Source organism: Paracoccus ferrooxidans, from assembly GCF_029909815.1.
In the GTDB taxonomy this organism is placed as follows: domain Bacteria; phylum Pseudomonadota; class Alphaproteobacteria; order Rhodobacterales; family Rhodobacteraceae; genus Paracoccus; species Paracoccus versutus.
The window spans coordinates 1747565-1770160 of the sequence record NZ_CP038198.1; the positions used below are offsets into that span (position 1 = coordinate 1747565).

The following is a 22596-nucleotide window of genomic DNA, read 5'->3' on the forward strand; positions in this document are numbered from 1 at the left end:
CGCCAGGTGCATCAGGTTGCCGATCGGATGCGGGGAATATTCGTTGGCGGCGCCGATCAGCTGCGACAGCGATGCGGTCGCGGCCATGGCCGTCGCCGCGATGTCCAGCGCCATCGCGAAGAGCCGCACCAGCCCGCCCAGAACCAGCCCGGTCAGGATCTCGGCCCCGGCCAGGGCGGCCAGGTGCAGCAGGCTGCCGATGTCCCCAAGGGGCTGCGCGCCTTCCGCCAGAAGGGGCGTGACCGCCATGGCCAGCGCGGCGCGCACCCGCACCGGCAGGGCGCGTTCGGAAAAGACCGGCAGCATCGCGAAACAGGCCTGCACCCGGCAATAGGTCAGCATCAGCGTGGCCAGCATGGCCGCCAGGCGCGGATCGGCCAGGAATTGCGTCATGGCGCCACCGTGCCGCGCAGCCGGATCTGCGCGGCGGGGTCGATCTCGTCCAGCCCCAGCACCGGCGTCGCGATCCCGGCCGAGGACAGCATCATCCGCACCAGGCGCCTGCGGTGATCGGGCACCGCAAGCACCACCTCCAGTCCGGGGGACAGGCCGGCCAGGGTGGCCTGGACGGCCTCGGCCAGGCGTTTCTGGATCTGCGGGACGGCACTGGCCCCGGCCCTGGCGCCTTCGGCCTCGCCGCGGGCGATCTCGGCCTCCCATTGCGGATGCAGCTGCAGCAACCCCAGATAGCCGTCCTGATCCAGGAACTGTTCGGTGATCTGGCCGCGCAGGCGCTTGCGCACCTGTTCATAGACGGCCTCGGGCGAGGCGGCATTGCGCGATTCGTGAACCGCGTCGGTGATGAGAACCAGGTTGCGGATCGAGATGCGTTCCTCCAGCAGGCCGCGCAGCACGGCCAGCAGCATCTCGGGCGACACCTTGTCGGGCACCATGCTGTCGAAGAAGCGCTGGTTGGCCTGGGCGCGATGCTCGTCCGAAACGCCGCACAGCTCGCGGATCATGCGCTGCATCGAGGACAGGGTCAGAAGCGCGGGCAGGTTGGTCTTGACCACCTCCATCAGATGCGTGGACAGAACCTCCATCGGGGTGACGACGGTGGCGCCGGCGATCGCCGCCTCGTCCTGCCATTCCGGGGCGATCCAGCGCGCGGCGCTGTCGTAGACCGGCTCGCGCACGCTTTCGCCCGCAAGCCCCTCGAGCGTGGATTCCGCCCCCAAGGCCAGCACGCCCTGCGGCCGCAGGACGCCCTTGCCGCGCACCACGCCGTGCAGCCGGATGACATATTCGCCGTCCTGGAAGCCGGTGCCGTCGGTGATGCGGACATCGGGCAGGATCAGCCCGTAGGCGCGGGCGATATGCAGCCGCAGGTTGGTGATGCGCTGGCCCAGCCCGCGCGCCGGGTCCAGCGCGCTGACGATCAGCCCCGCACCGATCTCGACGCAGATCTCGTCGGTGTCCAGCACGTCGCCGATGCGGGTCGGCGCAGGTGCGGCGTTCCGGGGCTCGTCCGGCGCGGCCCTGGGGGCCGCCTTGTCCTGGCGGGTGCGGATGAACCAGGCCGTCGTGCCCAGCACCGCCGCCAGGCCGAAGAACACCAGCGTCGGCATGCCGGGCACCATGCCGATGACCAGCATCCCGACCGCGCTGATGAAGGGCACCTGCCAGTTGCTGAGGAATTGCTGCGACAGAAGGTCCGCCGTCGTCTCGGTCGCGCCGCCGCGCGACAGCAGCAGCGCCGCCGCCATCGAGGTGATCAGCGCCGGGACCTGGCTGACCAGCCCGTCGCCGATGGTCAGCTTGGAATAGGTGCTCATCGCCTCGCCCAGGGGCATGCCGTGCAAAAGCACGCCCGCGGCCAGGCCGACGAACAGGTTGATCAGCGTGATGACCAGGCCGGCGATGGCGTCGCCCTTGACGAATTTCGACGCGCCGTCGAGCGAGCCGAAGAAGCTGATCTCGCGCTGTTCGCGGGCGCGGCGGCGCTTGGCCTCGTCATGGTCGATGGCGCCCGAGTTCAGGTCGCCGTCGATGGCCAGCTGCTTGCCGGGCAGCGAATCCAGCGCGAAGCGGGCCGAGACCTCGGCCATGCGCCCCGACCCCTTGGTGATGACCATGAAGTTCACCACCGTGATCACGGCAAACACCGTCAGCCCGACCAGGAGCGAGCCGCCGGCGACGAATTCCGCAAAGGCCTGGATGACATGGCCCGCCGCGGCGGTGCCGTTCTGGCCGTCGGTCAGGATCAGCCGCGTCGACGAGATGTTCAGCGACAGCCGGATCAGCAGCGAGACCAGCAGCAGGACCGGGAAGGCCTGGAAATCGGTGGGCTTTTCCACCAGCGAGGCCATCACCAGGATCAGCGTCGCGCTGGCGATGGACAGTGCGATCCCCAGGTCCAGCAGCCGCGCCGGCATGGGGATGACCATGGACAGCACGATCAGCAGCAGAACCCCGGTGATGATCAGCGGCCGCGCCGCCCAGCCGGTTGCGGATGTCTCGGCAAGGCTCATTCCTGGGCTCCCTGGGGGCTGGGGGGTCTGGCGGGTTCAAGCAGGCGCTCGATGCTCCAGGCCGGGCCGGCCAGCATGCCCGAGCGCCTGAGAAAGATCAGGACTTCGATCCGGTCCGCGGGCGAAAGCCGCATCAGCCTGTCGCCCATGTCGGCCGGCAGCGGCTCGCCGTAAAGCAGCCGGTCGGTCGCCTCGCGGATCAGGCCGTCGCGGGTCGACGCCCCGTCCGGGCCGGGTCCGGCGGCAAGCGCCGCGGACAGGATCAGCACCGCGATCACGATGCCCTCTTCAGCTCGCGCAGCGCGTTCTCGACATCGCCGAACGAGGGGCGGACATGTTCGGGCGCGGATTGCCGGCCCACCTCGACGCAAAGGTTGGTCGCATGCTGGTGCAGCCCGGCGATCAGCACCGACTTGATCACGTCGTAGAAGGCCTGGTCCTGCCTGGTCACTGCCCCAAGCCGCTGGGCGAAGGGCGCGACGAGCCCATAGGCCAGGAACACGCCCAGGAAGGTGCCGACCAGGGCGCCGCCGATCATCTTGCCCAGCACCTCGGGCGGCTGGTCGATCGAGCTCATGGTCTTGATCACGCCCAGCACGGCGGCGACGATTCCCAGCGCCGGCAGGGCGTCGGCCATGTTCTGCAGCGCATGCGGCGCATGCATGGCTTCCTCGTTCATCAGCCCGATGCGCTGCGAAAGCATCTCCTCGACCTGATAGGGGTCGTCGTAGTTCAGGCTGGCCGAGCGCAGGGTGTCGGCGATCAGCGTCACCACATGCTCGTCGGCCAGGATCCGCGGATAGGCCTGGAAGATCGGCGAGGAGCCGGGGTTCTCGATATGCTCTTCCAGCTCGACCGGGCTGGCGCGGGCGATCCGCAGCAGCTGGAACAGCAGGCACAGCACGTCCTGCACGTCGGATTCGTGCCAGCGCGGCCCCTTGAGCGAGCGGCCGATGCCGCCCAGCGCCTGCTTGATCACCACCGTCTCGTTGGACAGCAGGAACGAGCCGATCGCCGCCCCGCCGATCATCATCATCTCGAAGGGCAGCGAATGCAGGATGACCCCCAGCTTTCCGCCGGCCAGGAGGTAGCCGCCGAAGACCATCGCGAAGGTCACGACAATGCCGATCATGCCGAACATCTGTTCACCTACTTCCCGGCGGCCCGAAGGGCGCCCATGTATGAGGTCAGGACCGCGGCATGGCCCGGCTCGACCGAGGCCATGATGCGTGCGCCGGTTTCCGGCTGGACGCGGGCAAGGATCTGCGCGGCGAAATCCGGCGGCAGGTTCGACAGGACCATGGCCGCCTGTTCCGGCTTCATCTGGTCGTAGACCGCGATCAGCCGCGTGATGTCCTCGGTCTGCGCTTGGCTTTGGCCCCGGTTGTTCTGGGCGATCTGCTGCTTGAGCTTGCGCAGCTCGACCAGCCGCTCGGTCAGCCGCCTTTCGGCCGAGGCGATCTCGGCCTTGCGACGCTCGATGTCCTGCATGTAGCGGTCGATGCGCAAGGCGCGTTCGCGCAGCGTCTCAGCCAGGGCCACCGCTTCGGGGACATCGGTGCAGCCGGCCATCAGCTCGGACGGCACGGCATGGGCCGACAGGCGCGACAGCCCGTCCATCAGCATCGCCGCCTGGCCGGCCGCGGCCAGGATCATCACGCCGCCCAGGATCGACAGGACCGGCTTACGCATCGGCCACCGCCCCCTCGCGCCGCCGGCGGCGTTGCAGCCGGTTCGGCCGCTGCGGGCCGGGCTCGGCGAATTTCTGCTGGAGCATCCAGAAGGCGCGTTCCTGCTTGGCGCGCTCGATCTCGTCGGCAAGGGCCTGGGTGGCGGCGGTGGCCTCGGCCTTGGCCAGCAGGATGGATTTCTCCAGCCGGCCGATCTCGCTGGTCATGACGGCGATGGCGCCGCCCAGGCCGGTCTCCAGGTCGTTCAGCTTGCGCAGCCGGCGGGCCAGCATGAAGCAGAATCCCGACAGCCCGATGGTGAAGGTGATCAGAACGACCTGTAAAAGCTGCGCAATCGTCATTGGATCCTGAACTCCGTGATGAGGACATCGGTGAACGCCTCCTTGCCCAGGACGAAGACGGCGCGGGTCGCCAGCTCGTCGCGGACGATGTCCAATATTCCGCGCTTTTCGAAAGCCGCGGGGTCTATGTCGGTGAGAAAGCCGTTGAAGCTGTCCAGCAGGCGCGGGATCAGGTGCTCGACCTCGGCGCGGCGGTTCTGGTCGGTCTCGATCTTGACCGTCATCACCAGGGTCCGCGCCCGCGGCCCGGCCAGCGTCAGCACGATCTGGGGAATGTCGACGAAAGCCACGGCCGGCGCGGCCACGGGCTGCGCCTTTTCCTGCCTGGGCGCCAGAAGCGACATGGGCGACCAGAAGCCAAGCCAGGTCGAGGCGAAGCCCGCCCCGCCCAGGACAAGGGCCAGCCCCAGCGGCAGCAGGATGCGCTTGATCCCCCCGCCGGTTTTTTCTTCCGCGTTGATGTCGGCGACATCGGTCATGGTGATTCTCCGTCCGTCCGGGGACTGGATATCACCAGCGGGCTAACCAATTCTTAATCGCCCCCGTGCCATGAAGGTCGCGACAAGGATCACGGCGATTCGAAGGGGACGGTTTTGCTGAAGCTGCAGGACTACTGGCGCGAAAGAAGCGCAAGACAAAGGGCCGTGCTGGCGGCTGCCTTCCTGTTCACCTTTGCCGCCATTGCCGGGCTTTCCTGGCTGGCCAGCCGGCCCGGCATGGCGCTGCTGTATTCGGGGCTGGATTCGCAGCAATCCGGCGCCGTCATGACCGCGGTCGAGAAATCCGGCGTCCCCTATCAGATCCGGGGCGATTCGATCTGGGTCGCGGAAAGCCGGCGCGACGAATTGCGCATGATGCTGGCCGGCGAGGGGCTGCCCTCGGCCGGGGGCAAGGGCTATGAAATCCTGGACGGCATGTCGGGCTTCGGCACCACCTCGCAGATGTTCGACGCCGCCTATTGGCGCGCCAAGGAGGGCGAGCTGGCGCGCACCATCCTGGCCCTGCCGAACGTCAAGGCGGCGCGCGTGCACCTGGCGGTGCCGCAGGGCCGCGGCTATCGGCGCGAGGCCGAGGCGACCGCCTCGGTCACGCTGACGACCGACGGCACGCCGATCAACCGCAGCCAGGCCAAGGCGCTGAAGTTTCTGGTTTCCTCGGGCGTGCCGGGCATGTCGGCGGACCGGGTGGCGGTGATCGACAGCGAACGCGGCGTCATTTCCTCGGGCGAGGATTTCGCCGGCGAGGATCGCGAGGCCGAGATGAAGCGCAATGTCGAGCGCATCCTGGCCGCGCATGTCGGCCATGGCAACGCCATCGTCGAGCTGCACCTTGACGTGGTCAACGAATCCGAACTGCTGACCGAGCAGCGCTTCGACCCGCAGGAACGCGCCCTGATCTCGCAGGAAAGCGAGGAAAGCGCCGACGAAAGCAGCAATGCGCAGCAGGGCGCGGTCACGGCCGCCTCGAACCTGCCCGAGGGCCAGGAGAATGCCGGCGACCAAAGCCGCTCGTCGCGGTCGGAAACCCGCCAGCGCTCGAATTTCGAGGTCAGCAAGGTCACGCGCGAGGTGACGCGCCAGCCCGGCGCCACCCGGCGCCTGACCGTCGCCGTGCTGGTGAACGGCGTCGCCCGGACCGAGGCCAATGGCGAAACCGCATTGGTGCCGCGCGAAGAGGCCGAGCTTCAGGCGATTCGCGAACTCGTCGCCTCGGCCGTCGGCTTCGACGAGGGGCGGGGCGATGCGATCACCGTGAAATCGCTGGCTTTCGCCTCGCTGTCCGAGGCGGGCACCCTGGCCAGCACCGGCGGCTTCCTGTCCAGGCTGGACCTGAACGGGCTGATCCGCCTCGCGCTGGTCGGCTTTTTCGCGCTGGCGCTGGCGGCCTTCCTGCTGCGCCCGCTGCTTCGCTCGAGGCCCGCGGGCAATCCGGCGCCCGCCCTGCTGGACCGCTCAGAGCCGCCGGCGGCGCTGGCGGCCGCCAGGGCCGAGGGGGCCCCCCTGCCGGCCCAGGCCAGCATCGTCCCCGAGATCGACTTCACGCCCATGGGGGCAGAGGACGGCGATCCGGTCGGGCGGCTCAAGGAACTGATGAAATCGCGCAAGGACGAAAGCCTGCAGATCCTGTCGGGCTGGATCGAGAAACGTGAGGATGCGCTATGAGACCTGCCGCGCTTCGGCTTGATTCGTTTTCCTCGGGCGCCGCGGATGCCGGGCAGCTGGCCGCCGCGATCGAGCGCGAGGAAGCCTTTCAATGCGGCTATGAAAAGGGCCTGGCCGAGGGACGCGAGGCCAGCCTGGATGCGCTGACCCAGGCGCTGGCCGAGTTTCGCCGCGACATGCAGATCGGCCAGGAAAAAGAGGCCGCGTTGCGCGCCGATCTCCGCAAGGCGCTGGCGCCGGTGCTGCACGCGCTGGTGGACCTGCTTGGCCCGCGCTCGCAAAGGGAACGGCTGCGGCTTGCCCTGGCCGAGGAGGTGGCGCGCATCATCGAGCATGCGCCGGACCGCGCGCTGGTGGTCCGTTGCCCGCAAGACCTGCACCCGGACCTGGCCGATTGCCTGGCCCGCGCGCAATTTCCCCAGGTTCGGATCGAGAACCTGCCGCCGGGCCGGGAGATGGTCGAGCTGGTCGCCGGCCAGGGCACGATCCTCTTTGACCCTGCCGCGGCCGGGGCCGAACTGAAGGCCATCATCGACGACATCAAGACCGAGGACTGATCATGGACGATCTTGCCAGCCTTATCGCCACCGACCAGATCCAGGTGGAAATCACCATCCGGCTGGGCGGCACGCAACTGACCGTCGCCGAGCTGTCGCGCCTGCGGCCGGACGACGTGCTGACCCTGGACCAGGACATGTCGGACGGCGTCGAGATCTGCGTCGGCGACAAGGTCATCGCGCGGGGGGAACTGGTCTCGGGCGATGAAACCGGCAACCGGCTTTGCGTCCGCATCCTTGGCCCGGCCAGCGTATCGTGATCCGGCTTGCCCTTGTCCTTGTTGCTGCGTTGCTGCTGCCGCAAGTTGCGGTGGCGCAGGATCTGCCGCTGATCGACGCGGCGGGCCTCGATGCGGTGGCCGGCGGCATCGGCCGGCATTCGATCACCCTTCTGGCGGTGATGACGGCGCTGTCGCTGGCGCCGGGGATCGCCATCATGGTGACCTGCTTTCCCTTTATCGTGACGGTGCTGTCGATCCTGCGCCAGTCGCTGGGATTGCAGCAATCGCCGCCGAACATGCTGATCGTCAGCCTGGCCATGTTCCTGACCTGGTTCGTGATGAGCCCGGTGCTGACCGAGGCCTGGGAGGTCGCGGGCGCCCCCCTGCGCGACGGCGCGATCAGCGTCGAACAGGCGTTCCAGCGCGGCATCGTGCCCTTCCGCGGCTTCATGGAGCATCGCACCGACCCCGAGATGCTGGCCACCCTGGCCGAGATCGCCCCCGATCCCCAGGCATCGCCCGACCGGCTGTCGGTGCTGATCCCCGCCTTCATGCTGAGCGAGATCCAGCGGGCGTTCGAGATCGGCTTCCTGGTCGCGCTGCCCTTTCTCATCATCGACCTTGTGGTTTCGGCCGTGCTGATGTCGATGGGCATGATGATGGTGCCGCCCGTCGTGGTGGCCCTGCCCTTCAAGCTGGCCTTCTTTGTCGTCGTGGACGGCTGGGGCATGATTGCGGCCGCGCTGGTGCGCAGCTATCAATAACAAACCGTTCGCCGGACGTTCCGGGCCAGCCTGGGGCCGGCGCATCCGCAAGGTCATGTCGTTCCGATATTTTCAGGAGCAGCGAATTTGAACATCCGACCGGAAACGGACAGCAGGCCAGGTGGGGGCAGGGCGATGCCCCGCCTGCTTGCGCTGATCCTGGCGCTTTTCGCGGCGGCGCCGGCCCTGGCCCAGGCCCCCCTGCGGGTCGAGTTCGTGCAGGTCGAGAAGGCCGCCCTGACCTTTGACGCCGCCCTGACCGGAACCGTCCATGCCAAGGACAGCGTCGATGTCGGCTTCCGGCTGGGCGGCCGCGTGATCGAGGTGCTGGTGCGCGAAGGTGATCGCGTCACCCAGGGCCAGCCGCTGGCGCGGACCGATCCGGTGCAGCAGGAACAGGCGTTGCGCGTGGCGCAGGCGGCGGTCGCCTCGGCCGAGGCGGCCGAGGCCCAGGCCCGCCAGGCGCTGCAGCGCGCCGATGCGATGCTGAAGCGCGGCGTGGGCACGCGCGCCGCGCTTGACGCGGCAAGCCAGGCCCTGTCGGCGGCCAGCGGCGGGCTGGCGCAGGCGCGTTCCGCCCTGGGCCAGGCGCAGCGCGCGCTGGAGGATACGGTGATCCGCGCCCCCGGCGACGCCATCGTCACCGCGCGCCGGGCCGAGCCGGGACAGATCGTCGGGGCGGCGCAGGCGGTGATCTCGCTGGCTTCGGCCACCGGGCGCGAGGCGGTGTTCCAAAGCCCGGACACGCCGCTGCTGCGCGGTGCGATCGGCGCGCCGGTGACGCTGACGGGGATCGATTTTCCCGACCTGCACATGACCGCGCAGGTGACGGAGATCGCGCCGCTGGTCGATCCCGCCACCGGCTCGGTCACGGTGCGGGCCGAGATCGAGAACGCCCCGCCGACCGCCAGCCTGCTGGGCGCGGCGGTGCGGGGCGCGGTGCATTTCCCCGCAGGCAGCGGCATCGCCGTGCCCTGGACGGCGCTGACCTCGGTGGAGGGCGAGCCGGCGGTCTGGCTGGTGGGGGATGACAATCGCGTCTCTCTGGCACCGGTTCGGATCGAGCGTTTCGCCAACGGCACGGTGATCCTGGGCGCCGGGGTGGAACCGGGGCAGACCGTGGTCGGGGCCGGGTCGCAGATGCTGTATCCCGGCCGCGTGGTCGCGGATGCAGCGGTGGAGGGGGAATGATGCGCAAGGCCCTGATGTCCGCGCTGCTGGTCCTGGTCGCGCTTGCCGGCGGCGCGGCCGCTTTCTCGTGGCCCTGGCAGAAACCCGACGAGGCGACCGTCCCGGCCCCGCGCCCGGTGGCCAGCATCCTGGTCAGCGACGCCCAGGCGGCCGGCCATTCCATCCCCGGCGTGATCGCCGCGCGGATCGAGGTCGCCCTGGGCTTCCAGACCCTTGGCCGCGTGACCGCGCGCAATGTCGATGTCGGCGATGTCGTCCGCCAGGGCGACGTGCTGGCCAAGCTCAATCCCGACGACCTGCAGGGCGATGTCCGCGCAGCCCAGGCCGCGGTCGAGGCGGCGCAGGTGGAACTCCGCACCGCCCAGGCCACGGCCGAACGCACGCGGTCGCTGGCCAGCCGCAACGTCGCCTCGACCGCGCAGCTGGAACAGGCCGAACGCGCGCTGGCCGCGGCGCAGGCCGCCGAGCAGCAGGCGCAATCCGAACTGATCCAGGCCCGCGACGCCGAGGGCTTCGCCGAGATGCGCGCCCCTTTCGCCGGGGTGATCAGCGCGGTTTTCGTCAATGCCGGAGCCGTGGTCAGCGCCGGCGAGCCGGTGCTGCGGCTGTCCACCCAGGACGGCATCGAGGCGGTGATCGACCTGCCGGACATCGTGCTGTCGCGCGTGGGGCAGGGCGATCCCTATGAGGTCTGGACGGAAAACGACCCCGGACGCATCGTGCCGGCGACGGTCTCGCAGATCGAGCCGGTGGCGGATGCCGCGACCCGGACTCGGCGCATCCACCTGGCGCTTGGCGAGGATGCCGATTTCCGCCTGGGCGCGCTGGTGCGGGCCCGTCCCGCCGGCGCCGCCGCCGCGCGGCTGGTCCTGCCCCAGGCCGCCATCCTTGAACGCGACGGCGCCCAGCATGTCTGGGTGGTCAGCCGCGACGGCGACCAGGGCACCGTCGCCCTGCGCCGGATCGAGACCCTGGGGCCGCCGATCGGCGGACGCGTCACCGTCGCCTCGGGCCTGGTCCAAGGCGAGGAGGTGGTGATCCGCGGCATCCATTCCCTGGCCGAGGGCCAATCCGTGGGACAAGGCGTGACACCATGACCAGAGGCGGCTTCAACCTGTCCGACTGGGCGCTGCATCACCGTTCGCTGGTGTGGTTCCTGCTGATCGTCTCGATGGTGGCGGGCACGCTCGGCTATCTGCGCCTGGGCCGCGAGGAGGATCCGAACTTCACCATCAAGATCATGGTGATCAGCGCCTCGCTGCCCGGCGCCACCATCGAGGACACGCTGGAACAGGTCACCACCCGGATCGAGACCAAGCTCGAGGAACTCGACGAGCTGAAGTTCACCCGCTCGGTCACCATGCCGGGGCAGTCGGTGGTCTACCTGGAGCTGGACCCGACGATCCGCGGCCCGCAGGTGCCCGAGGTCTGGAAGCGCGTGCGCAGCATGATGTCGGACATCCGCCCGGAATTTCCGCAGGAGTTCCAGGGCTTCCAGTTCAACGACGATTTCGGCGACGTCTTCGGCAATATCTATGCCTTCACCTCGGACGGCTTTACCCAGCGCGAGCTGCGCGACCGGGTCGAGGACATCCGCAAGCAGGTCCAGGCCCTGCCCATGGCGGGCAAGACCCTGCTGCTGGGCGTGCGCAAGGAACGGATCTTCCTGGAGTTTTCCTCGGCCCGGCTGGCGGCGATGGGGCTGAACCACAACCAGGTGGTGCAGACGCTGGCGCTGCAAAACGCCATCTCGCCCTCGGGCATCGTGCAGGCCGGGCCCGAGCAGGTGCTGGTGCGCGTCGGCGGCCAGTTCGACGACGCGGCCGCGATCGCGGCGGTGAACCTGCGGGTCGGCGACCGCTTCTTCAACATCGGCGACGTGGCCACCGTGCAGCGCGGCTACGAAGACCCGCCGAGCGCGCTGTTTCGCTATAACGGCAAGGAGGCGGTCGGCCTTCAGATCGGCATGCGCGAGGGCGGCAATATCCTGGAATTCGGCGAGCAGGTCGATGCGCTGATGGCCGAGGTGGCCCGCGGCCTGCCCATCGGCATCGAGATGGCCAAGTTCGCCGACCAGCCGCATGTGGTGAACGAGGCCGTGGGCCATTTCGTCCAGGCCCTGGCCGAGGCGGTGGCCATCGTGCTGCTGGTCAGCTTCGTCAGCCTGGGCCTGCGCGCCGGGCTGGTGGTGACGCTGACCATTCCCCTGGTGCTGGCGATCACCTTCATCGTGCTGGACATCTATGGCATCACGCTGCAGCGCATCTCGCTTGGCGCGCTGATCATCGCGCTGGGGCTTCTGGTCGACGACGCGATGATCGCCATCGAGACGATGATCTCGCGGCTCGAGGTGGGCGACAGCCTGGAACGCGCCGCCAGCCATGCCTGGAGCTCCATCGCCTTCCCGATGCTGACCGGCACGCTGGTCACGGTGGCGGGCTTCATCCCCATCGGGCTGAACAGCTCGGCGGCGGGCGAGTTCACCTTTTCGCTGTTCGTGGTGATCGCCGTCTCGCTGATCGTCAGCTGGATCGTCGCGGTGCTGTTCGCGCCGCTGCTGGGCGTCACCATGCTGCCCGCGACCATGGCGCATAAGTCCGAACGGCCGACCTGGCTGCGCCGGCAGTTCCACGGCCTGCTCCTGTGGGGCATGCGCCACCAATGGCTGACCATCGCCATCACGCTGGCCGTGTTCGCGGTTTCGGTCGTGGGCATGCGCTTCGTCGAGCAGCAGTTCTTCCCTACCTCGGACCGGACCGAGATCATCGTGGACGTGACCGAGCGCGCCAATGCCTCGATCGCCAAGACCGACGCCGATATGGCCCGGATCGAGGCGATGCTGGCCGAGGAACCGGACGCGCAGTTCTGGACCACCTATGTCGGCCGCGGCGCGCCGCGCTTCATCCTGTCGATGGACGTGCCCACGCCCGGTCCCTACATGGGCCAGATCGTGATCCAGACCCCGGATCTGGCGGCGCGCGACCGGCTCAAGGCGCGGCTGGCCGAATTCGCCGGGCGCGAACTGGTCGGCACCGACATCTATGTCAAGAACCTCGAGATCGGGCCGCCGGTGGGCAAGCCGGTGCAATACCGCGTCTCGTCGCCCGACCCGGAACAGGCGCGCGACGCGGCGCGCGAACTGGCCGCGGTGCTGGCGACCGAGCCGCGGCTGCGCGACATCGCGCTGGACTGGAACGAACCCGCCCGCGTGGTGCGGCTGCAGGTGAACCAGGACCAGGCCCGCCGGCTGGGCCTGACCAACGAGGACATCTCGGGCGCGCTTTCGGGCACCTTCAACGGCCGGACCATCACCCAGCTGCGCGACGGCATCTTCCTGATCGACGTCGTCGCCCGCGGCTCGCAGGCGGATCGCGAATCGCTGGAATCGATCCAGAACCTGCAACTGGCGACGCCGACCGGGATGCCGATCCCGCTCGCCTCGCTGGCCAAGCTGGAATACGATACCGAGCAGCCGCTGATCATGCAGCGCGACGGATTGCCGACGGTGACGGTCAAGGCCGCCATCGCCAGCAAGGACCAGCCCGCCACGCTGGTCGAGGCACTGGCCGAAAAGGTCGCACGCTTCCAGGCCGGCCTGCCGCCCGGCGTCAAGGTCGTCGTCGGCGGCACGGTCGAGACCTCGGCCGAAAGCCAGCAGCCCATCGCCGCGGTGGTGCCGATCATGCTGCTGATCATGGCGACGCTGGTCATGGTGCAGATGCAGGGCTTCCGGCTGTCGCTGATCGTCTTTGCCGCGGCTCCGCTGGGGCTGATCGGCGTGGTCGCGGCACTGTTGCCCTTTGGCGTGCCGATGGGCTTCGTCGCCATCCTGGGCATCCTGGCGCTGATCGGCATCCTGATCCGCAACTCGGTCATCCTGGTGCATGAGATCCAGGAGCTGATCGCCAAGGGGCACGCGAAATGGGACGCGGTCTTCGAGGCATCGGACAGCCGCGCCCGCCCGATCCTGCTGACGGCGGCGGCGGCCAGCCTGGCGCTGATCCCGATCTCGCGGCAGGTGTTCTGGGGGCCGATGGCCTTCGCGATGATGGGCGGCATCATCGCCGGCACGCTGGTCACGCTGATCTTCGTCCCGGCGCTTTACTGCGCCGTCTTCCGGGTTCGACCGCCCCAGGGCGACCCGATGCCCGACCCCGAGGACCGCGCCCGCGCCGCCGCGCAAGAATAAGGCCCGGTGCCGGCGGGAAGGGTTCCGCTGGCGCAATGCGGATTGCCGTCCGCGGCGGTGCCTGGACGTGAGGCCGGCGACAGTAGCCCATCTTCGCCCTGTGGTGTAGGGCGGGCCGATGGGCGGATGCCGCGTCGGGGCCGGATTGCGGAGGCCGGGTCAGAACCCGGCCGCGACGTGTGCCGCCGGGAAGGACGGTCGCCCATCGCCCGGATGTCGCGACAATGTCCCTGCCGGAATCCACCGGGCCAAGAGAATCGGGAAGAGGTTCCCGCAGCCATGGCGGGATCCTGGCTTTGACCCTGCGACAACGGAACTGGCTGCCGCTGCCCGTCTGGCTGTGCCGCTGCCGCGAAGATCATCCCACCGGCGGGCCGAAGATCACGACCGCGGCGAAACCGCCTGGGCATTCGCGCCAACCGGAACGGTCCCGTCCGGTCCTCGCTGTTGGCAGGCGGCGCCTAGTGGCTGACAAGACATCGGTCCCGCTCAGCCCTCGGGGTCGGCGGCGATCTCGGCGGCGAAGGCGGTGCCGAACCGCTCGAGCCGCGCCTCGTCCAGATAGCGCGACAGCTCGCGCGGCCGGTCCTCGGCGATGCGGCGCAGGGCGGAGTTGCTGACGGAGAGCGGCTTTTCGGTGCCGTCCTCGCCGCGCGCCAGCCGGGACTGCGCCTCGGCCAGCCGGTCGAACAGATCGCCCGAGGCACGGCCAGCCAGCGCCCGGCGCGCGGGATGCATCGGCGCGACCTCGCCGGCGATGACGCGCAGGAATTCCTCGCCATAGCTTTCCAGCTTCTTCGCGCCGACGCCGTTCACCCGCGCCATCTCGTCCAGCGTCCGGGGCCGGGTCTGCGCCATCTCGATCAGCGTGCGGTCGGGGAAGATGACATAGGCCGGCACCCGCGCCGCCTCGGCCAGCGCGCGGCGCTTGGCCTTGAGCGCGGACAGCAGCGGCGCGTCCTCTTCGTCGACCGAGGCGCGGACCACCACGGCGGGGCGCGCGCGGGCCATGGCGTCGCGGCGCAGGGTGATGCGCGTCTCGCCGCGCAGCACGGGATGGGCGGCGGCGGTGATGGCAAGGCCGCCATGGCGTTCCGGGTCGGGGCGGATCAGGTCGTGGCCCAGCATCTGCCGGATCACCGCCTGCCATTGCGGCTTGGCCATGTCGCGCCCGACGCCAAAGGTCGGCAGCCGGTCATGGCCCCGGCTGCGGATGCGGTCGGTCATGGTGCCGGTCAGCACGTCGATGACATGGCCCGCGCCATAGGTCTGGCCGGTGCGCAGGATGGCCGACAGCACCTTCTGCGCCGCCTCGGTGGCGTCGAAGCATTCGGGCGGGTTGTCGCAGATGTCGCAATTGCCGCAGGGCCCGGCCTCTTCGCCGAAATAGCGCAGCAGGGCGACGCGGCGGCAGCCCGTCGCCTCGGCCAGGCCCAAGAGCGCGTTCAGCCGGGCGTGGTCGGCGGCCTTGCGCTCGGGCGGGGCCAGCCCCTCGTCGATCTGGCCGCGGCGCAGGCGGATGTCGTCGGGACCGTAAAGCGTCAGCGTCTCGGCCGGGGCGCCGTCGCGGCCGCCGCGGCCGATTTCCTGGTAATAGGCCTCGATCGACTTCGGCAGGTCGGCATGGGCGACCCAGCGGATGTCGGGCTTGTCGATGCCCATGCCGAAGGCCACGGTCGCCACCACGATCAGCCCGTCCTCGCGCTGGAAGCGCATCTCGACCTCGCGGCGCTGGTCGGGCTCCATGCCGCCGTGATAGGCGACGGCGGCAAGGCCGGCCTCGTTCAGCGCGCCGGCCAGCGTCTCGGTCTTGGCGCGGGTGCCGCAATAGACGATGCCCGACTGGCCGCGGCGGGCGGCGGCGAAATCCAGGATCTGCCGGCGCGGCCCGTCCTTGGGCTGGAAGGCCAGGTGGATGTTCGGCCGGTCGAAGCCGCGCAGGAAGATCTGCGGCTGCGCGCCGTCGAACAGGCGCTTGACGATCTCGTCGCGCGTTTCCGCATCTGCGGTGGCGGTGAAGGCGGCCAGCGGCAAGGACAGCGCCCGGCGCAACTCGCCCACGCGCAGGTAGTCGGGGCGGAAGTCATGGCCCCACTGGCTGACGCAATGCGCCTCGTCCACGGCGATGGCCTGCACGCCCGCGCGGCGCAGCATCGGGATGGTCGCGCCCGAGGCCAGCCGCTCGGGCGCCATGTAGAGCAGCCGCAGCTCGCGCGCGTTCAGCGCGCGCAGAACCTCGCTGTTTTCCTCGTCCGAGTTGCCGCTGGTCAGGGCGGCGGCGGCGACGCCCGCCTCGGTCAGCGCCCGCACCTGGTCGCGCATCAGGGCGATCAGCGGCGAGATCACCACCGTCAGCCCGTCCCGCATCAGTGCCGGCAGCTGGTAGCACAGCGACTTGCCCCCGCCGGTCGGCATGATCGCCAGCACGTCGCGGCCCGCGGCCACGGCATCGACGATCTCTTCCTGCCCCGGCCGGAAGGCATCGAAGCCGAAGACCTGCCGCAGAAGGGGCGCGGCCGACATCAGAAGCCGTAGAACCAGGCCGCGTTATTGGCAAGCGCGCGCTGCAGGATGATGATGCCGATGAAGACCACCAGCGGCGCCAGGTCCAGCCCGCCGGTATTGGGCAGGATCGAGCGAACGGGGCCGTAGATCGGCTCGAGCAGGCGGTTGAGCCCGCTCCAGATCTGCCAGATCAGCGGCTGGCGCAGGTTCAGCACCTGGAAGTTGATCAGCCATGACATGATGATATGGGCGATCATCACGAACCAGACCACGTCGAGTATCAGCATCAAGGCTTCGTAGAGCGTGCCCATTCCATCCCCTTCCGGCTGTTCCCCGGACAGGTAAGGCAGGCATCCGCATTGCGCAAGCAGCAAGCATCGCCGCCGCAGCGTTCCGATTGACGCGCCGCCGGCCCAAGGCTAGCCCCGCAGCCGTCCCAAAGGGAGGCCGCCCATGTATCCCATGCTCCGCTTTGCCAAGGAGATGCTCAAGTTCCGCAGCAGTCCCCGGATCGGGGTGCTGGAGGCGCATGTCTCGACCCATCGCTGCTGGCCCTGGGATCTGGACCCCTGGATCGAGCTGAACAACGGCCGCACCCTGACGCTTTACGACCTGGGGCGCCTGCCGATGGCGGTCAGGACCGGGATCATCGACACCATGCGGCAGAACCGCTGGGGCATCACCGTCGCCGGCAATACCGTGCGCTATCGCCGCCGGATCAGGGCCTTCGACCGCTTCACCATGGTCTCGCGCACGCTGGGCTGGGACGCGCGCTTCCTTTACATGGAGCAAAGCATGTGGCGGCGGGGCGAGTGCTGCAACCACATGCTGCTGCGCGGGGCGATCACCTCGGACCTGGGCATCGTCGCCCCGGCGCGGCTGATGCAGGCGGCCGGGCGCGACCCGCAAAGCCCGGAACTGCCGGGCTGGGTGCAGGCCTGGATCGCGGCGGATGCCGGGCGGCCCTGGCCGCCGGTGCTACCGCCCATCCTGCCGGACGAGCGCAATCCAGACTTGCCAGCCTGAACCGGCTGGGGCCTTATGCGCGCGGGCTGCGGGACGGGCGGCAGCACCGGCGGGCAAGAGGGGTGGCATGGAACGCAAACGCATCTGGGGCTGGTGGTTCTTCGACTGGGCCAGCCAGCCCTTTGCGACGCTGCTGCTGACCTTCATCTTCCCGGTCTATTACGCCGAGGTCGCCCGCCAACACTATGCCGCGCAGGGGATGACCCCCGAGGCGGCGGGGGCGGCGGCGCAGTCGCTCTGGGGCTACGGGCTGAGCATTTGCGGCGTCATCATCGCGCTCCTGGCGCCGGTGCTGGGCGCTATCGCCGACACCAGCGGGCGCCGGCTGGTCTGGGTCTGGATCTTTTCCGCCTTCTACATGGCGGGCTCCTGGGGGTTGTGGTTCCTGATGCCGGACCAGCCGAACCTGCACCTGGCCATCGTCTGCTTCGGCATCGGGCTGATCGGCATGGAGTTCGCCACCATCTTCACCAATGCCCTGCTGCCGGGGCTGGCGCCGCATGGCGAGATCGGCCGCATCTCGGGCTCGGGCTTCGCCTTCGGCTACCTGGGGGGCGTGATCGCGCTGGCGATGGTGCTGCTGCTTTTGGCCGAGAATGCGCAGACCGGGCACACCATGCTGGGCATCGCGCCGGTGCTGGGGCTTGATCCGGCGCTGCGCGAGGGCACGCGGGCGGTGGGGCCGTTCACCGCGCTGTGGTATCTGGTCTTCATGATCCCCTTTGCGCTTTGGGTGCCCGAGACGCGGGGGCCGCGCCGCCCGCTGCGGCTGGGCGCGTCAATGGCAGAGCTGGGCCGGCTGCTGGCCAGCCTGCGGCACCGGCATTCGCTGGCGGCCTGGCTGGTGTCGTCCATGTTCTCGCGCGATGCGCTGAACGCGCTTTACGCCTTCGGCGGGGTCTATGCTGGCACGGTGCTGGGCTGGCCGGTGTTCCTGGCCGGGGTCTTCGGCGTGGTCAGCGCCATCTCGGCCGCCGTCATCAGCTGGATCGGCGGCCGCGCCGACCGGCGCTGGGGGCCCAAGCCGGTGATCGTCGCCTGCACGCTGGTCCTGATCGCGGTCTGCATCCTGATCACCGGCATGAGCCGCCAGCAGATCCTGGGCCTGCCGCTGGCCGAGGGCTCGCGCCTGCCCGATGCGCTGTTCTTCCTTTGCGGTGCGCTGATCGGCGGCGCGGGTGGCGCGCTGCAATCGGCCAGCCGCACCATGATGGTGCGCCACACCACGCCCCAGCGCGCCACCGAGGCCTTCGGCCTTTACGCGCTGTCGGGCAAGGCGACGGCTTTCCTGGCACCCTTGCTGATCGCCACGATGACGGATGTGACCGGAAGCCAACGGCTCGGCATCTCTCCGCTCATCGTGATGTTCCTTTTGGCGCTGGTTCTGCTAGGTTGGGTCAAAGCAAAAGGAGAGGCCGCGCAGTGATCCGCAAATTCCTGACCGCCGCCGTGCTGGCGCTGACCGGGCTTGGCCTGGTCCAGCCCGCCGGGGCCGACCCGCTGGCCCGCAACGTCTTCGGCGCCGTCCCCGGCCCGACCGGGGGCGCCCCGGTCTCGATCGGGTTCTATTCCAAGGGCTGCGTCTCGGGGGCCATGCAATTGCCGGAATCCGGCCCGACCTGGCAGGCCATGCGCCTGTCCCGGAACCGCAACTGGGGCCATCCCGAACTGGTCAGCTTCCTGATCGGCCTGTCGCAGGCCGCGCGTCAGGTCGGCTGGCAGGGGCTTTACATCGGCGACATGGGCCAGCCGCGCGGCGGGCCGATGACCTCGGGCCATGCCAGCCACCAGTCGGGGCTCGACGCCGACATCTGGATGCTGCCGCCGCAAAGCCTGCGCCTCAGCGCCGCGCAGCGCGAGAATATCTCGTCGCAATCGGTGGTGAACAAGGCCGGCACCGCGCCCTCGGGCCTGTGGAGCGGCGGTCACATGGCGATCATGCGCGCCGCCGCCCGCGACCCGCGGGTCGAGCGCATCTTCGTCGATCCGGTCGCCAAGCTGGCGATGTGCCAGTCCGAGACCGGCGACCGCAGCTATCTGCGCAAGATCCGGCCGCTGGGTGGCCACGACTATCATTTCCACGTCCGCCTGGCCTGCCCGGCGGGCTCGGTCTGCCAGCAGCAGGACGTGCCGCCGCCCGGCGACGGCTGCGCCGAGGCCGCGGAATGGATCAAGAACCGCATCGACCCCAGCCGGGTCAAGCCGGTGCCGCCCGATCCGAACTATCGCCACCCCCGCAGCTTCCGGCTAAGCGAGATGCCCCGTCAATGCCAGGTCGTCGCCACCGCCCGCTAAGGCGCGGCGGCACGGCCGGCGGCGCGGCAGGGCGGCCCCGCCGCCTGCCGGGCCTTGCGCTGGCGCTGCTGCTTGTCTCGGCCTCATCGGCCTGCGCGGCCGATCCCTCGCCTCCGCCCATGCCGAAGGTGGAATATGTCGCGACCTATGTCTGGCGGATGGAGGACGAGACATTCGGCGGCTTCTCGGGCATCGAGATCAGCGCCGACGGCAGCCGCTTCACCGCGTTGTCCGACCGCGCCACCATCCGCTGGGGCAGCGTCCAGCGCGATGCGCAGGGCCGCATCCGCGGGCTGGAGCTGGCCGGCCGCGCCCATCTGCGCGACAGCGCCGGCAAGCCGCTGAAACCCGGCTGGCAGGGCGACAGCGAGGGGCTGGCCATCGCCCCCGACGGCACGATCTGGATCAGCTTCGAGGGGCTGACCCGCGTCGCCCGCCACGACACGCCCGACAGCCCGGCCAAGCCCCTGCCCCGGCCGCCCGAGTTCAAGGCGATGCAGCGCAACTCCTCGCTGGAGGCGCTGGCGATCCTGCCCGACGGCACGCTGCTGACCCTGCCCGAGCGGTCGGGGGCGCTGACCCGGCCCTTTCCGGTCTGGCGCTGGCGGGAGGGCAAGTGGGACCAGCCCTTCGCGATCCCGCGCTCGGGCGACTGGCTGGCGGTCGGCGCCGACATCGGCCCGGACGGGCGCTTCTACCTGCTGGAGCGCGACTTCAAGGGCCTCCTGGGCTTCCGCACCCGCGTCAGGCGCTTCGACCTGTCGGAAAGCGGCGTCTCGAACGAACGGGTGCTGCTGGAATCGCGGCCGCTGCAATATGACAACCTCGAGGGGATCTCGGTCTGGCATGACGGGCAGGGCATCCGCATCACCATGATCTCGGACGATAATTTCGGCTGGCTGCAACGCACCGAACTGGTCGAGTACCGGGTGGCGGAATGAGCCTTTCCGCCAGCATCGCCGCGCTGGACCGCGCCGTCGACAGCGCGCTGGCCGAGCGGCGGATCGTCGGCTGCGCGGTCCTGCTGGCCCAGGGCGGCCGGCTGGTCCATGCCCGCGCCGCCGGCCTGGCCGACCGCGAGGCCGGCCGGCCCATGCGGCAGGGCACCTGGCTGCGCTATGCCTCGGTCTCGAAGCCCTTCACCACCGTCGCGGCGCTGCGGCTGATGCAGGCGGGCCGGCTGTCGCCCGAGGACCGGGTGACGCGCTGGCTGCCGGATTTCGCCCCCGCCCTGCCCGACGGCACCCGCCCCGCGATTACCGTGGACCAGCTGATGTCGCATCTGGCGGGGCTGGACTACGGCTTCAACCAGCCGCCGGACGGCCCCTATGCCCGCGCCGGGGTCTCGGACGGGATCGGCGACAGCGGCATCTCGCTGGCCGAGAACCTGCGCCGCATCGCCTCGGTGCCGTTGGACCGGCCGCCGGGCACGCGCTGGCGCTATTCGCTGGCGACCGATGTGTTGGGCGCGGTGTTCGAGGCCGCGGCCGACATGCCGCTGCCCGAGGCCATGGCCCGGCTGGTGACGGACCCCCTGGGCATCGAGGCCGGCTTCCAGGCCCCGGACGCCGTGGACCTGGCCGCGAACTACGCCGATGCCCGCCCCGAGCCGCAGCGGATGTGCGGCCCGACCCGTGTCCGCAATCCGCTGCAACCCGAGCAAAGCTATGCCTACCTGCCCGAGCGCATCCGCGACCCCTCGGCCTATCCCTCGGGCGGCGGCGGCATGGCAGGGACGGCCGAGGCAGCGCTGGCGCTGCTGGAAACCCTGCGCGACGGCCCTTTCCTGGCCGAGAACCTGCGCGCCGAGGCCCGGCGCAACCGCATCCGCCAGCGCCATCCGCTGCGCGGTGCCGGCTGGGGCCATGCCTGGGCGGGCGCGGTCGTCACCGACGCGGATGCGGCCGGCATCGGCTTGCCGCAGGGCAGCCTCGGCTGGGGCGGCATCTACGGCCACAGCTGGATCGTCGATCTCGCGCGCGGCCGCAGCCTGGTCGCGCTGACCAATACCGCGGTCGAGGGGATGAACGGCGCCTTTGCGGTGGAAATCGCCGCTGCGGCCGCGCTATAGACCCGCAAGCCCGTTGACAGAAGGGCCCGGCGGGCTTATGCGGCCTTGCCCCGACGGGGCCGAGTCTCCGCGACCTTGCCAAAACGGAAAACCAGACATGTCCCGTATCCTTCCCGGCGTCATCGCCATGGCCGCCGTCGTGGTGGCCTCGAACATCCTGGTCCAGCATCTGCTGGGCTCCTGGCTAACCTGGGGGGCGTTGACCTATCCGGTCGCCTTCCTCGTGACCGACATCATGAACCGGGTCTATGGCCCGGCCGCCGCGCGCAAGGTGGTCTATGCCGGCTTCGTGACCGGCGTGCTGTGCTCGGTCGTGGCCGCGGGGCTGGACAAGACCACGCTGCGCATCGCCATAGCCTCGGGCGCGGCCTTCCTTTCGGCGCAGCTGATGGACATCTCGGTCTTCAACCAGTTGCGAAAATACAACTGGTGGCTACCACCCCTGGCGGCCAGCGTCGCCGGTTCGATCCTCGACACTGCCGTTTTCTTCAGCATCGCCTTTGCCTCGCAGCTGGCGCCGATCTTCCCGGCGGACGATGTTTCCTGGGCAAATGAACTGGTTCCGCTGCTGGGCCAGGGGCCCGTCCAGCCGCTGTGGGTTTCGCTGGCAGTGGCCGACTGCGGGGTGAAGCTTGCGCAGGCAGTCCTGGCGCTCGTGCCCTTCCGCATCGTCGTCGGAAATTTGATCCAGCGCCGCGCGCAAATTCATTGACTGTTAAAGGTTCTGTGGCAGGCTGGACCCCATAAGGCAACTTATTGAAAGGAGGTGGTCCAGTGTCGAGAGTGATATTGGAGAGAGGTGTCGGGACAGTCAGGGGGGCCGTGGCCTGAGGGCAGCCCCAAGGGTCGTAAACCCTGGCTGGGACGGTGGGCACCAACCCTAACCGGACCATCTCCGTGGATCTCGCGGGCCGTTCTCCAGGGGGGGCGGCCCGTTCCATTTTCCGCTGCTTCGGCATTCGCGTATGCAGGGCATGCTTGGCGAAGCGTGAAAGACAGTTCGGGTATTTATGGAACGAAGAAGCCGGGCCTGCGCTTCTTCGTTCCCCAAATACTCATGCGACAGTGCAGCCGAAGACCCGGCCCAGCTGAGGGCCGGGTCGTCAACGCAG

The 22596-nt window shown here is 69.4% G+C and carries 21 protein-coding genes and 1 pseudogene; 13 read left to right on the top strand and 9 right to left on the bottom strand.

Going from position 1 to position 22596, the window contains the following annotated elements; translation table 11 throughout:
- Positions 1-57 precede the first annotated feature (57 nt).
- From E3U26_RS08825 to E3U26_RS08855, 7 genes and pseudogenes are all read right to left on the bottom strand, one after another.
- A pseudogene (locus E3U26_RS08825) lies at positions 58-393 on the bottom strand (flagellar biosynthetic protein FliR); the annotation flags it as partial.
- A complete protein-coding gene (locus E3U26_RS08830) occupies positions 390-2471 on the bottom strand; it encodes a flagellar biosynthesis protein FlhA (RefSeq protein WP_243784682.1) in 2082 nt (693 codons plus the stop codon). The gene E3U26_RS08830 and the pseudogene E3U26_RS08825, both read right to left, overlap by 4 nt.
- Positions 2468-2749, bottom strand: a complete 282-nt coding sequence (locus E3U26_RS08835) for a hypothetical protein (RefSeq protein WP_243784683.1) — start codon at positions 2747-2749, stop codon at positions 2468-2470. Before E3U26_RS08835 ends, E3U26_RS08830 begins: the two co-directional genes overlap by 4 nt.
- Positions 2746-3612: a flagellar motor stator protein MotA gene (gene motA, locus E3U26_RS08840; RefSeq protein ID WP_116223175.1), complete on the bottom strand. Its 867-nt coding sequence runs from the start codon at positions 3610-3612 to the stop codon at positions 2746-2748. Before motA ends, E3U26_RS08835 begins: the two co-directional genes overlap by 4 nt.
- 8 nt (positions 3613-3620) lie before the next feature.
- Positions 3621-4163, bottom strand: coding sequence for a MotE family protein (locus E3U26_RS08845; RefSeq protein ID WP_243784684.1), 543 nt, complete (start codon positions 4161-4163; stop codon positions 3621-3623).
- Entirely contained in the window at positions 4156-4503 is a 348-nt protein-coding gene (locus tag E3U26_RS08850) for a hypothetical protein (protein ID WP_036751577.1), read from the bottom strand. Before E3U26_RS08850 ends, E3U26_RS08845 begins: the two co-directional genes overlap by 8 nt.
- Entirely contained in the window at positions 4500-4982 is a 483-nt protein-coding gene (locus E3U26_RS08855; RefSeq protein WP_243784685.1) for a flagellar basal body-associated FliL family protein, read from the bottom strand. Before E3U26_RS08855 ends, E3U26_RS08850 begins: the two co-directional genes overlap by 4 nt.
- Before the next feature lie 114 nt (positions 4983-5096).
- On the opposite strand from E3U26_RS08855, the gene fliF reads away from it, so the two are divergent.
- The 7 genes from fliF to E3U26_RS08890 all read left to right on the top strand — a co-directional run bounded on the left by fliF (position 5097) and on the right by E3U26_RS08890 (position 13587).
- Positions 5097-6665: a flagellar basal-body MS-ring/collar protein FliF gene (gene fliF / locus E3U26_RS08860; protein WP_276241773.1), complete on the top strand. Its 1569-nt coding sequence runs from the start codon at positions 5097-5099 to the stop codon at positions 6663-6665.
- Complete coding sequence (locus E3U26_RS08865; RefSeq protein WP_243784687.1) at positions 6662-7222, top strand: hypothetical protein; 561 nt, start codon at positions 6662-6664, stop codon at positions 7220-7222. Before fliF ends, E3U26_RS08865 begins: the two co-directional genes overlap by 4 nt.
- Before the next feature lie 2 nt (positions 7223-7224).
- The gene (locus E3U26_RS08870) at positions 7225-7482 is read left to right on the top strand and encodes a FliM/FliN family flagellar motor switch protein (protein WP_036751570.1); all 258 of its coding nucleotides are present in this window, start codon (positions 7225-7227) and stop codon (positions 7480-7482) included.
- Positions 7479-8207: a flagellar type III secretion system pore protein FliP gene (fliP, locus tag E3U26_RS08875; protein WP_243784688.1), complete on the top strand. Its 729-nt coding sequence runs from the start codon at positions 7479-7481 to the stop codon at positions 8205-8207. The genes E3U26_RS08870 and fliP overlap by 4 nt, the downstream gene beginning before the upstream one ends.
- A 135-nt stretch (positions 8208-8342) precedes the next feature.
- Positions 8343-9398, top strand: coding sequence for an efflux RND transporter periplasmic adaptor subunit (locus E3U26_RS08880; protein ID WP_276241772.1), 1056 nt, complete (start codon positions 8343-8345; stop codon positions 9396-9398).
- Positions 9395-10495: an efflux RND transporter periplasmic adaptor subunit gene (locus E3U26_RS08885; RefSeq protein WP_499104744.1), complete on the top strand. Its 1101-nt coding sequence runs from the start codon at positions 9395-9397 to the stop codon at positions 10493-10495. The genes E3U26_RS08880 and E3U26_RS08885 overlap by 4 nt, the downstream gene beginning before the upstream one ends.
- On the top strand, positions 10492-13587 hold the full coding sequence (locus tag E3U26_RS08890; RefSeq protein ID WP_243784691.1) for an efflux RND transporter permease subunit: 3096 nt from the start codon (positions 10492-10494) through the stop codon (positions 13585-13587). The genes E3U26_RS08885 and E3U26_RS08890 overlap by 4 nt, the downstream gene beginning before the upstream one ends.
- A 489-nt stretch (positions 13588-14076) precedes the next feature.
- On the opposite strand, the gene recQ is transcribed toward E3U26_RS08890, so the two are convergent.
- Positions 14077-16110 (bottom strand): DNA helicase RecQ, encoded by a 2034-nt coding sequence (gene recQ, locus E3U26_RS08895; RefSeq protein WP_243784692.1) that lies wholly within the window; start codon positions 16108-16110, stop codon positions 14077-14079.
- Positions 16110-16403 carry a YggT family protein gene (locus E3U26_RS08900; RefSeq protein WP_036751557.1) on the bottom strand — a complete coding sequence of 98 codons (294 nt, stop codon included), beginning with the start codon at positions 16401-16403 and terminating at the stop codon, positions 16110-16112. Before E3U26_RS08900 ends, recQ begins: the two co-directional genes overlap by 1 nt.
- Positions 16404-16545: 142 nt before the next feature.
- On the opposite strand from E3U26_RS08900, the gene E3U26_RS08905 reads away from it, so the two are divergent.
- From E3U26_RS08905 to E3U26_RS08930, 6 genes are all read left to right on the top strand, one after another.
- Complete coding sequence (locus E3U26_RS08905; RefSeq protein WP_243784693.1) at positions 16546-17118, top strand: acyl-CoA thioesterase; 573 nt, start codon at positions 16546-16548, stop codon at positions 17116-17118.
- A gap of 67 nt (positions 17119-17185) precedes the next feature.
- On the top strand, positions 17186-18544 hold the full coding sequence (locus E3U26_RS08910) for an MFS transporter (protein ID WP_243784694.1): 1359 nt from the start codon (positions 17186-17188) through the stop codon (positions 18542-18544).
- Positions 18541-19413 carry a penicillin-insensitive murein endopeptidase gene (gene mepA / locus E3U26_RS08915; RefSeq protein WP_243784695.1) on the top strand — a complete coding sequence of 291 codons (873 nt, stop codon included), beginning with the start codon at positions 18541-18543 and terminating at the stop codon, positions 19411-19413. The genes E3U26_RS08910 and mepA overlap by 4 nt, the downstream gene beginning before the upstream one ends.
- A complete protein-coding gene (locus E3U26_RS08920) occupies positions 19386-20354 on the top strand; it encodes an esterase-like activity of phytase family protein (RefSeq protein WP_036751549.1) in 969 nt (322 codons plus the stop codon). Before mepA ends, E3U26_RS08920 begins: the two co-directional genes overlap by 28 nt.
- Complete coding sequence (locus E3U26_RS08925; RefSeq protein WP_499104745.1) at positions 20351-21484, top strand: serine hydrolase domain-containing protein; 1134 nt, start codon at positions 20351-20353, stop codon at positions 21482-21484. Before E3U26_RS08920 ends, E3U26_RS08925 begins: the two co-directional genes overlap by 4 nt.
- Before the next feature lie 97 nt (positions 21485-21581).
- A complete protein-coding gene (locus tag E3U26_RS08930; RefSeq protein ID WP_243784697.1) occupies positions 21582-22196 on the top strand; it encodes a queuosine precursor transporter in 615 nt (204 codons plus the stop codon).
- Positions 22197-22596 lie beyond the last annotated feature (400 nt).